Here is an 11,784-nt window from a genome sequence, read left to right as displayed (position 1 = left end):
CGCCGCTGCAACTTGCCCGCGAAAGGGCCCTCCGCCTCACCCCGTGACCACCCTGCTCTCCAGCACCCTCGAAGCACACTGGGCAATCCGCCGACAAGCCTCGGTCAGGGCCTCGGCACCCAGCACCAGCCCCAGGCGAATATGCCCCGCCGCACTCGGCCCGAACGCTTCCCCCGCCAGTACCGATACGCCATGTTCCTCCAACAGCAGGCTGGAAAACGCCTGGGCGCTGAGGCCGGTCTGGCGGATATCGACCATCACGAACATCCCGCCATCAGGCTTGAGTGCCTTCACCCCCGGACAATCGGCCAAGCGTTCGCAGACCAGGTCGCGCCGCTGTCGATAGGCCTCGCGCATCGCTTCGAGCTCCGGCAGGCGCTGCTCCAGCGCCACCACGGCAGCATCCTGGATGAAGTCCGGCGAGCCATACAGCATGCACAGCGCCAGGTTCTCCAGGTGCGCGGCCAACGACGCCGAGCCGACCACCCAGCCAACCCGCCAGCCCGTCATGGCGTGGGACTTGGACAGGCTGTTCAGGGTCGCGGTCCGGTCGGCCATGCCTGGCAGGCTGCCAGGGCTGATGTGCTCGCCTTCGTACAACAGCTCGCTGTACACCTCGTCGCTGATCAGCCACAGGTCACGGGCCACGCACAGCTCGGCCAGCGCCTCCCAGGTGCTGCGCGGCAAACTGGCACCGGAGGGGTTGTGCGGGCTGTTCAGCGCCAGCGCGCGGGTACGCGGGGTGATGCGCGCGGCAACATCCTCGGCCTGCACGCGAAAGCCATGCTCGGGCTTGACCGGCACCGGCACCACCGTGGCGCCACAGGCACCGAACACGGCCTCGTAGGTGACGTACATCGGCTCGGCGACGATCACCTCGTCCCCCGGGTCTAGCACGCACTGGGCCACGCAGAACAACGCGCACTGGGCGCCGGCCAGCACCGTCACCTGGTCGGCATCGACGGCTTGGCCGCTGCGCTGCTGGTGGCGCCGGGCGATGGCCTGGCGCAGGGCGAGCTTGCCGCGTACATCGGAGTAATGGGTGTGGCCGTCCTGCAGGCTGTCGATGGCGGCCTGGACGATCGGCGCCGGGGTGTCGAAGTCCGGGTCGCCCACCGACAGCAGCAGGATGTCGCGGCCCTGGGCCTGCAGCTCAAGGGCGCGGTAATGAATCTCCCAGGCCGCAGCACCGTCTCCGGCGATACGCTGGGTCAGCTTGGAAAAACGCATGAAAAGCCTCCATCAATGGGCGCAGGCATGCCTGAGTTCGATCAGGGTGACGCCATTGCGCGCGAATCCGTTCCTGAGTTCCTGCTCCAGTTCATCGAGGCTGCCGGGCTGCGCCACGGCGCAACCGAAGGCGCGGCCCAGGCCGATGAAATCGGGGTTGCGCGGCAGCACGCCGATGGGCTCGATATCCAGGCCCAGCATATCGTCGCGGATCTGCCCTAGGGCATCGTTGTTCCACAGCAATACCACCAGCGGCCGGTCCAGCTCCTCGACTGCCGTGGCCAGTTCCTGTGCGGTGTACAGGAACCCGCCGTCCCCCACCAGCACCAGGCCTGGACGCTCGCCACCGGCGAACATGCCGCCGATGCCCGCCGGTAGACCATACCCCAGGGTTCCGTACCCCGTGGGATGCAGCCAACTGCGCGGCGCCTTGCTGGGGAAGGCGTAGTTGCCGGTATAGGCCAATTGCGTCATGTCGGTACTGATGAAGGCATTGTCCGGTAACGCCCGGCCCACACGGTCGAGAATGCTTTGGTGCAGCCGCTGCAACGGACCATGCCCTGCCCTCACCGCCTCGCGCAGGCCGGCAACCGCCTGGATGACTGCCGTGGCGTCGCGGCGAACCTGGGGAAGATGCTCCAGCACCCCGGCCAGGGTGAGGCGCGCATCACCCTGCAGGGCCAGCGCGCAAGGGTAGAAATCGTTGAACTTGCGCGGGTCGATGTCGATGCGGATCAGTTCGCCGTTGATCGGCAGGCGCTCGCGCCAGAAATCGGTGTCGGCCATCTCGGTCCCCACCGCCAGCACCACGTCAGCCTCGGCGATCATCTGCCAGCCAGGCTCCACACACAGGCTCGCGCCGGCACTGAGCGGCGCCTCAGGCGGCAGCAACCCCTTGCCTGCCACGCTGGTGAACACCGGTGCCGCCAGGCGCTCGCTCAGCGCGGCCAGTTCAGCACCCGCCTGCAGTGCACCACCGCCAGCGACGATCATCGGACGCTTGGCCGCCGCCAGCCTGTCCGCTGCCTGATCCAGCACCGTGCGGTCCGGCACGCTGCGACCAGGACGGCGTACCACCTCGGCGCTCCAGTCACGCGCCACCGCTGCCGACAGCACATCCAGCGGCACCGAAATATGCACCGGCCGCGGTCGCTCGCTGTCGAACACCGCCCAGGCGCGGGCGATCAGCTCAGGCAGGTCTTCCGGGCTCAGGGCCAGCGCCGAGAAGGCGGTGATCGGCGCGGTCATCGCGCGTTGGTCCTGGGTCTCGTGCAGGCAGCCCCAGCCCTTGCCCAGGCTGGCGCTGTGGTTGACGCTGGAAATCACCAGCAACGGAATCGAGTCGGCGTGGGCCTGGCCGATGGCGGTGGCGGCATTGGTCACACCGGGGCCGGTGATGACGAAGCACACACCCGGCTTGCCACTGATGCGCGCATAGCCGTCGGCCATGAAGCCAGCGCCCTGTTCATGGCGGGTCAGCACATGGCGGATGCCACTGCCAGGCAGGCCGCGATACAGCTCCAACGTGTGCACGCCGGGGATGCCGAACACGGTGTCGACGCCATAGTTGGCCAGCAATCGGACCAGGGCCTGGCCGCCGGTCAAAGGTTTGTCATGCATGTTCATCTCCTCAGGCCTGGCCCAGGCGGATCAGCGCATCGACCGCCGTGGTGGCGTTGGCGCCGACCATCAATGGGTTGACGTCCAGTTCCAGCAACTGGCTGGCGTTTTCGCAGGCGTAGTCGGCCACCGCGCGTATCGCGGCCACCAAGGCATCCAGATCAGCCGCCGGGCGCCCGCGGAAGCCCTGCAGCAATCCGGCGCTGCGCAGCCCGAGCAAGGCGGCGCGGATGGCGCCATCGGTGGTGGGCAGCAGCAGGCTGGTGCTGTCCTTGAGCAGCTCGACCAGCACCCCGCCAGCACCAATGATCAATGCCAGGGCAAAGCCGTTCTCGCGTTTGATGCCGACGATCAGCTCGGCCAACGCGGGCTCGGCCATCGGTTCGAGCAGTACTCGGTCAAACGGCACCTGCGGCGCATGGGCGTGGATACGTTCGCGCATCTGGTGCAGCGCGGCCTCGAGCGCGCGGCCATCACGCAGGTTCAGCGCCACCGCGCCGGCTTCGGTCTTGTGCGGCAACTGCGCGCTGACGGCCTTGAGCACCAGCGGAAAACCGACAGTGGCCGAATCGGCCAGCGCCGAACCAGGGGTGCTCAGCCGACCGTCCGGGACCGGCAAACCAAAGGGCCGCAGGGCCTGCTTGGACTGCCACTCGTCCAGTAAGCGCGCCTTGCCAGTCAGCGCCTGCGGGCACAATGGCACCAGTGCGGACTCGCCCAATGCCAGCAGGCGCTGTCGATTGGCCTGGTACGCCACGATCCGCCCCCAGGCCGCCAGGCCATCTTCCACGCCCTGTAACGCCGCAATGCCATGGGCATGCAGATGCTCACGGGCGCTGGCCGGCAGCAGCTCGGGGAAGGCCGAGGTGACGAAGCCAATCTTGCCGTGACGCGCCAGGGCCTGGCAGTACAGCGCCAGCAGCAGGTCGCACTCCTTGCGCTCGCCGGTGAACTCGGCCGGATAGTCGAGCACCAGCATCGCCGCATCGGCATCGCTGCGCAGGGCGCTGTCGAGCATACGCTGCAGCGCCTCGCCGTCGCCCCAGATGGCCGTGGTGAAGTCCAGCGGGTTGACCAGGTTGGCGTAGCTGGGCAGGAGCTGGGTCAGTTCATCGACCTGGCCCTGCTCAAGTTTGGGCAGGCTCAGCTGATTGCGCTCGGCATAGTCGGCGATCAGCCCGGCATCACCGCCCGAGCAGGCCAGGGCAATCAGCCGCCCGCCTTGGGGCAACTGCCCGCAGGCGGCGGCCTTGAGGGTCTCGACGAAGCTTACCGGGCCGCTTACGCGGATCACGCCCAGGCGCTTGAACAAGGCGTCGTACAGCGCGTCGGAGCCGGACAGCGAGCTGGTGTGGCTGAGCGCAAGTTCGGCACCGATCTGCGACACGCCAGTCTTCAGCGCGATGATCGGCGTGCCACGCTCCAGCGCCTTGTGCGCGGCGCGGGCAAAGCCAGGCACATTCTTCAAGCCTTCCAGGTGCAGGCCGATGGCGGTGACGCGCGGGTCGTCCAGCAGCACGTCCATCAACTCGGCCACGCCCAGTTGCGCTTGGTTGCCGACCGACGCCATGTAGGCCACCGGCAGCGAGCGGTCGCTCATCGACAGGTTGTAGGCGAAGTTGCCGCTCTGGGTGAGGATCGCCACGCCCTTCTCGACCGTCTTGCCGCCATGGGCGACCGGCCACAGCGCGGCGCTGTGCAGGTAGTCGAGCAGGCCGTAGCAGTTGGGCCCGAGCAGCGCCATGCTGCCGGCCGCCTGCAGCAGGCGCTGCTGCAGGGCCTCGCCCTCGGCGCCGCTTTCGGCAAAGCCCGAGGCGTAGCAGATAGCCCCACCGGCACCGAGCGCGGCGAGTTGCTCGACGCAGCTCAGGGTCAGCTCGCGGTTTGTGGCGATGAACACGGCATCCGGGCCGCACGGCAGCTCGGCGACGGTGGCCACGCACGGGATGCCATCGATGCTGGGGTGCTGCGGGTTGACCAGCCACATCGGGCCCTGGAACCCGCCTTCGGCGCAGCGCTTGAGGGCGCGGGCCATGCTGCGACCACCGACGAAGGCCAGGTGCTGCGGCGCCAGCAGACGCTTGAGGTTGTCACGAATCGACTGCGACATGAGTATTCTCCAGCCCGATCAGCGCAGCAGAGGGCGCAGCAGTTCGCGGGAAATGATGTGCCGCTGGATCTCCGACGTGCCCTCCCAGATCCGCTCGATCCGCGCGTTGCGCCAGATCCGCTCCACCGGTCCCTCGTCCATCAGGCCCATGCCGCCAAAGATCTGTACCGCTTCATCGGCGACCTTGCCCAGCACTTCGCTGGCGAACAGCTTGGCCATGCCGGCCTCGCCATCGGTCATGCTGCCCTGGTCCATCTTCCAGGCGGTGTGCAAGGTCAGCAGCTCGGCCGCGCGTATCTGCGTAGCCATGTCGGCAAGCTTGAACGACACGCCCTGATAACTGCCGATCGGTTGGCCGAACTGCTTGCGATCCGCCGACCACTGCAGCGACAGGTCCAGTGCACGCTGGGCCTGGCCGACGCAGTTGGCGGCGACCATCACACGCCCGGCGGTCAGCCAGGCGTTGGCCACTTCCCAGCCCTTGCCGACCTCGCCCAGCACCTTGCTGGCGGGCACCTTGCAGTCGTCGAAGAACAGCTCGTAGGTGTGATAGCCGCGATTGCTCACGCACTTGGGCCCACGGCGGATGGTCATGCCCGGGGTGCCGCGATCGACCAGGAAAGCGGTCACGGCATTGCGCTTGCGGCCGTTGTGCTCGTAGGTATCGGTAACGGCGAAGACGATGGCGAAGTCGGCATGCCCGGCATGGCTGATGAAATGCTTGCTGCCGTTGATCACGAAGTCATCGCCCTGGCGCACGGCGCGGGTCTTGATGGCGTTGGCATCGGAGCCGGCGCCAGGCTCGGTGAGGGCGAAGCAATCGATCTTCTCGCCCTGCACGCTGGGCAGCAGGTAGTCGTTGATCTGCTCGTCCTTGCAGGCCATGAGAATTTTCGAAGGGCGTGCGACGAACACGTGCACGGCCCAGGACACCTTCGACAACTCACGCTCGATCAGCGCCTGGGACAGGTAATCAAGCCCGCCACCGCCGACCTCCTCGGGCATGTTGAAGGCATAGAAGCCTGCGGCGATGGCCTTGCCGCGGATCTGCGCAGCCAACTCGGGCGACACCGCGTCGGCGCGGTCGACCTCTTCCTCGTGGGGCAGCAGCTCCTTGGCAACGAAACTGCGTACCGCTTCCACCAACATTTCTTGTTCTTGGGTCAGTTGGAAATTCATCTGGCATGGTCCTGGAGAAGGTACTGAGGGAGGTGCTGGAAGGTCATTTGCCGACGAAGCGCGCGGGCCTGCGCTCGACGGAGGCGCGCAGTGCCTCGGCACCGTCCTCGCTGCGTCCGCACAGCAGCCCGGCGGCCAGTTCTGCAGACAATTGCTCGGCCAGGGTGCGCTGGGCACCGTCGCGGATCAGGCGCTTGGTCTGGGCGAAGGCGAAAGTCGGGCCCTGGGCCAGGCGGGAGGCGAGTTCGGCGGTCACGGTCAGCAGTTGATCGTCGGCACAGACTTCGCCCACCAGCCCTGCGGCGAGTGCCCGTTCGGCGCCCCACAACTCGTCGAGGAACAACAGGCGCTTGGCCTGCTCGCTGCCGATCAACCGCGGCAGGTGCCAACTGGCGCCCGCGTCAGGGCTGTAGGCCATGCTGGTGTAGCCAGCCTTGAAGCGCGCCGAAGCGGCGGCGATGCGCAGGTCGCAGCACAGGGTCAGGTCCATGCCGGCGCCGACGGCGGTGCCGTTGATCGCGGCGAGGGTGGGTTTGTCGAGGGTGTGCAGGCGCTGCATCAAGGCATGGGCGGTTTCGGTCCAGCCGTAGCTTTCCAAGGCGCCGCGGGCTTCGGCCTCGGCCCATTCGGCAAGGTCGGCGCCAGCGCAGAAGCTGCGCCCACTGCCGGTCAGCACCACCACGCGCACGGCGGGGTCGGCATTGAAGTCTTCGAGCAGGCTGTGCAGGTGCTTGAGGGTGGGGATGTCCAGGGCATTGCGCTGGTCGGGGCGGTTGAGCGTGATCCAGGCGACACCGGCTTCGAGGGTGGTCAACAGGCTGGTCATGGGAAGCCTCGAGTTGTTGTGGTTGGGGTGGGCTTGGAGAAGATACTAAACGAGTGTTCAACAAGGCGGCAATTGGCGGATATGGGGCTGTTACAACTTCGAACAATCGGGGTTTTGTGGCGTTGCAGAGGGCCTCTTCGCGGGCAAGCCCGCTCCTACAGAGATCGCATCTGCAGGAGCGGGCTTGCCCGCGAAAAGGCCAGTGGCTTCAGCGAAGATTCAAACCCCAGGCGCCGTCGGCACGAAGGTCTGCGAGCGCTTGCGGTTCATCACGAAGTACGCCAGGTAGCACAGGGCAATGAAGCCAAAGCCCCAGTACAGCGACGGCCTCTGCGTTTCATCCAGCGCCAGGAACACGAACAGCGAGCTGCACAGGGTGATGCACAGCAGCGGGATCAGCGGGTACAACGGCGCGCGGTACTTGATGTCCTCGAGCTTGCCGCCCTCGCGCAGGAAGGCCCGGCGGAAGCGGTACTGCGCCAGGGCGATGACGATCCAGGTCACGGTCCCGGACATCCCGCTCACGGCCATCAGCACCATGAACAAGGTGTCGGCGGCAATGAAGCTGGTCATCAGCGACACCAGGGCAAAGCACAGGGTGATGCTCAGCGCCCGCAGCGGCACACCGCGCGAACTCAACGGCGACAGGCTTTTCGGCGCCATGCCGCTCTTGGACATGGCCCAGAGGATGCGCGTCGAGGCGTACAACCCCGAGTTGCCCACCGAGAGAATGGCGGTGAGGATGACGAAGTTCATCAGGTCGGCCGCGTACGGGATACCGACCATGTCGAACACCTGCACGAACGGGCTCTCCATCAGCCCCGCCTGCTGCCACGGCACGATGGCCGACAGCACCGCGATGGCCAGCACGTAGAAGATCAGTACGCGGAACACCACGTTGCGCACCGCCCGCGGGATGCTCTTTTCCGGCTGGTCGGTCTCGCCCGCAGCCACCCCCATGATTTCGCAGCCCTGGAAGGCATAGACCACGGTCATCATCACTGCGAACACCGCAGGCAGCCCGTTGGGGAACAGCGAGTCGCCAACCAGATTGTCGAGCATCGGTGCCGGTGCGCCGCTGGTCAGCGGGATGGCGCCGAAGATGACCAGGATACCGACGATGATGAAGCCCAGGATCGCCGCGACCTTGATCCCCGAGAACCAGTACTCGGCCTCGCCGAAAGCCCGGGTCGCCAAGGCGTTGAGGCCGAACAGCACGGCAACGAACAGCGCCGACCAGTACCAGATCGGCACCTCGGGGAACCAGCGGGTCATCAGCATGCCGGCGGCGGTGAACTCCAGGCCCACGGTGGTGGCCCAGCTCATCCAGTACACCCAGCCAATCATGAAGCCCGTGGCCGGGCCGATGTACTTGGTCGCATGGGCCTGGAACGAGCCCGATACCGGCATCTGCACCGACAGCTCACCCAGGCAGACCATCACCAGGTACATCAGGAAGCCTGCCACCAGGTAGGCCAGGATCGCCCCCATCGGGCCACCCTGGTTGATGGTCACCCCCGAGCCCATGAACAGGCCGGTGCCGATCACACCGCCCAGCGACAGCATGAAAATGTGCCGGCTCTTGAGCGCGCGAGTGAGGTGGATGCCTTTGCGTTCGGAGGGCTCAGACATAAAGCACCTCCAGCATGGTGTTGGGCTGAGCTTTGGGACCTTTCATTATTCTTATCTCCAATAAGCCTGACGGACCGCGAACCACACGGTTGTCAGGGATTATTGGAAAGCGATGTAAGCGGACGTTGAAGCTTGGGATCGAAGATGTAAAAAGTCGTAAGAATTATGTACGAGCGCTCTGGATCAACTGTTCCAGCAGGATGAACGCGGCATCCAGGGCGCTTCGCGTGCTGTCTGCCAGCGCCTGCAGCGCCTGGCTGTCCAGAGCCACTGCTGCTTGCTCGACCTGCCTCAACGCCGTCGCCAACTCGCTCAGCCCCAACGAATCGCTGCTGCCCGCCAGGCGATGGGCCAAGTCTGCGGCCTGGGTACAGTCACCCAGGTACAAGGCATCGAGCAAAGCCTCGCGCTGCGCCTCGAGGCCCTGGCGCAGGGTTGCCAGCAGGCCCTGCACCTTCTGCTCGCCGAGCAACTGGCGATGGGTCTGCAGCAGGGCCAGATCCAGGGCGGCGTGTGCATCGGGCTCGAGCACCAGTGGCTCGGCCTGGGCCAGTGCACGGCGCAGTCGATCCAGGCGCAACGGCTTGGCCAGCACCCCCTGCATCCCGGCTTCCAGGTAGCCGCGTACCACGGCCGGTTGCACGCCCGCCGTCAGGGCCAGGATTCGCGTCTGGCGATTCGGCCCTTTACCAGCGCGCAGTTGCCGGCACAGCTCGACACCGCTCATACCTGGCAGGTGCACATCCAGCAGCAGCAGGTCGAAGCGTCGTTGCGCGCAGACCGCCAGCGCCTGCGTCGCATCCTCGGCGAAGCTGACCCGGTGCCCGTCACGCTCGAGCAAGCCGCCCGCCACCTCGCGGTTGAGCGCCACATCCTCGACCACCAGGACCTCGAGGGCAGGCGAAAGCCCCTGGCTGGCGGACTCGGCGGCAACGTCGTGGCCCGCGGGCAGCTCCACCTCGAACCAGAAGCAACTGCCCTGCCCTTCGCGGCTGTCCACGCCGATCCGACCGCCCAGGCGTTCGATCAGGTGCTTGCAGATTGCAAGCCCCAAGCCCGTGCCGCCGTAACGCCGAGCCACGGTTTCACTGGCCTGGGTGAAACGCTCGAAGATCCGCGCCTGCATTGCCGGGGCGATGCCGATGCCGTCATCGCTGACCTGCACCCGCAACCACTGCCCCTGCAGCACGCGCACCTCGAGGCTGACCCGGCCGCCTTCGGTGAACTTGATCGCATTGGCCAGCAGGTTGCTCAGCACCTGGCGCAGGTACTGCTCGGCGCCGAACTGATGGGGCGCCAGCCGGGCATCGATATGGCAGTCCAGCTCGGTGCCATTGGCGGTGGCGCGCGGCTCGAGCAGGGTCAGCACCTCGTCGCACAGCTGGCGCAGGGCAAAATTCACGGGCTCCGGGTGGCTTTCACCTTCTTCCAGACGGGCGAAGAACAGCACCTCGTTGAGGATGCTCGACAGCCCTTCGCCGGCCTTGTACAGCGCGTCCAGACGCTTGCGGCCCAACGTGTCGAAGCTGCTGGTGCGCAGCAGTTCGGCCATGCCGAGAATGCCGTTGAGCGGAGTGCGCAACTCGTGGCTCATGGTCGCCAGGAAGCGCGACTTGGCCAGGTTCGCCGCCTCGGCTTCGTCCTTGGCCCGGGCCAGGCTTTCGGTGCGCCGCTCGACCATGGCCTGCAGTTCGTCACGCTTGTCCTGCAGGGCCAGGCGATCCTGCTCGCGGCGCTCGATATCGCTGAGGATCGCCTGGCGCATGTCGTCCAGGGCGTGGGCCACGGTGTCGATCTCATCGGCGCGTGGCGAACGCCGCTTGTCCAGGCGTAGCGGCTCCTGCCACTGGCCCGCCGCCACGCGCCGGGCAAACTCGGCCATCACCTGCAAGTGGCGGGTGACCAGGCGGTAGAACAGCCCGGACAGCGCCACCGCCAGCCCGCAGAGAAACACGCTCATCCATAGCAGGCTGGTCAGCCCGGTGGCGAACAGGCGCTGATGCACCGCGCCCAAGTCGATGCTCACCTCGAGTTCCCCCAAGTGCCTCGGCGGCCCGGAGGGCGGCTGGAAATCCAGGGCGAACCGCTCGACGCGCAGTGGCCCGGCAGGTTCGGCCTGGCCTTGCAGCAACTGAAAGTCGCTGCTGTCCAGCCGCACCCGAGCCACATCGGAGAAGTCCACCAGCCCGCGCAACTGAACGTTGAGCTGCTCCTGGTCAAGGTCCCACAGGCTGCGCTCCAGGCTCGCCAGGTAACCGGCGCGGATCAGTTCCATGCGCGCGTCGATATCGCGCATTTCGCGGCGGTACTCGAAATACAGCTGCACCGCGCTGGCCAGCACGGTGAAGCACAGGCTGAACAGCAGGATGAACAGCAGCAGGCGGCGCAGCAGGCCGTCGGCGCGTAGACGAATCATCGCGCACCTGCCGATTGCCCGATCATGTCGCGGTAGGTCACTTCGCTCTGATGCAGCCAGTTGTCGATTTCGCCGCGCTCGCTCATCTGCTGCAACTGCGCGTCGATCTCATCCATGCGCTGGCTCAAGGGGCTATGGCGTGAAACGGCGACTCGCAGATAGTCGACACTCAGCGCCACGGGCAGCGCCTGGATATCGCCTGCGCCGGGCAGGTGCTCGACGAACAACTCGCCAGTGCGCCGCTCCTGGATCACGAAGTCGATGCGCCCGCGAATCAACTTGCCGAAATTCTGCTGGCTGGACGACACCCATTCGATGTTCTGGTGGCGGGCAACGAAACGGTCGAAGGCCGGGCCGTAGCTTTCGCCGAACAGCAGCCCGCCGCGATAGCTGGCAAGATCGTCGAGCTGTTCGAAACGTACCGGTCGCTTGCGGTTGACGAATACCGCGACCTCCTCGCGCAGTACCGGCACTCGGGAGAAGCGCATGCCTTGATCACGTTGGTCGCTGCTGTAGGCCAGCACCACATCCACCCGCCCTTCGGCTGCATCCAGCAGGCAGCGCTTCCAGTTGCCCAGCACCACGATCTCGACCTCCAGCCCGAGCCGGGCGAACAACTCGCGCACCACGGTCGGCGCCAGGCCACGCACCTGCTTGCCATCGCTCCACGACACCGGCGGGTACACCGGGTAGTCGCAGTAACGCACCGGCGCTGCGGCCAGCGCCTGCACGCTCAGCAGCAACAGCCAGGCGAGGCCCAGGCCGCGCATG

General features: G+C 66.5%; 8 protein-coding genes. All 8 read right to left on the bottom strand.

The features are described from left to right. Positions 1-36 precede the first annotated feature (36 nt). A complete protein-coding gene (locus F6X62_RS24160; RefSeq protein ID WP_153774935.1) occupies positions 37-1,230 on the bottom strand; it encodes a pyridoxal phosphate-dependent aminotransferase in 1,194 nt (397 codons plus the stop codon). Between the two features lie 12 nt (positions 1,231-1,242). After that, on the bottom strand, positions 1,243-2,850 hold the full coding sequence (locus F6X62_RS24155; RefSeq protein WP_153774934.1) for a 5-guanidino-2-oxopentanoate decarboxylase: 1,608 nt from the start codon (positions 2,848-2,850) through the stop codon (positions 1,243-1,245). A gap of 10 nt (positions 2,851-2,860) precedes the next feature. Then, a complete protein-coding gene (locus F6X62_RS24150; RefSeq protein ID WP_153774933.1) occupies positions 2,861-4,960 on the bottom strand; it encodes an acetate--CoA ligase family protein in 2,100 nt (699 codons plus the stop codon). 18 nt (positions 4,961-4,978) lie between these two features. Further along, on the bottom strand, positions 4,979-6,139 hold the full coding sequence (locus F6X62_RS24145; protein ID WP_065863505.1) for an acyl-CoA dehydrogenase family protein: 1,161 nt from the start codon (positions 6,137-6,139) through the stop codon (positions 4,979-4,981). Between the two features lie 43 nt (positions 6,140-6,182). After that, positions 6,183-6,965, bottom strand: a complete 783-nt coding sequence (locus F6X62_RS24140; protein WP_153774932.1) for an enoyl-CoA hydratase/isomerase family protein — start codon at positions 6,963-6,965, stop codon at positions 6,183-6,185. A 219-nt stretch (positions 6,966-7,184) separates the two neighbouring features. Continuing rightward, the gene (locus tag F6X62_RS24135) at positions 7,185-8,597 is read right to left on the bottom strand and encodes an amino acid permease (RefSeq protein WP_054894136.1); all 1,413 of its coding nucleotides are present in this window, start codon (positions 8,595-8,597) and stop codon (positions 7,185-7,187) included. Between the two features lie 163 nt (positions 8,598-8,760). Further along, a complete protein-coding gene (locus F6X62_RS24130) occupies positions 8,761-11,013 on the bottom strand; it encodes an ATP-binding protein (RefSeq protein ID WP_153774931.1) in 2,253 nt (750 codons plus the stop codon). Then, on the bottom strand, positions 11,010-11,783 hold the full coding sequence (locus F6X62_RS24125; protein ID WP_153774930.1) for an ABC transporter substrate-binding protein: 774 nt from the start codon (positions 11,781-11,783) through the stop codon (positions 11,010-11,012). Before F6X62_RS24125 ends, F6X62_RS24130 begins: the two co-directional genes overlap by 4 nt. Between the last annotated feature and the right edge of the window lies 1 nt (position 11,784).

Origin of the sequence: Pseudomonas sp. MNR3A (assembly GCF_009650575.1) — a bacterium.
GTDB lineage: Bacteria > Pseudomonadota > Gammaproteobacteria > Pseudomonadales > Pseudomonadaceae > Aquipseudomonas > Aquipseudomonas machongensis.
The sequence above is the reverse complement of the archived record's forward strand: the minus strand, read 5'-3'. Positions and strand labels throughout refer to the sequence as shown.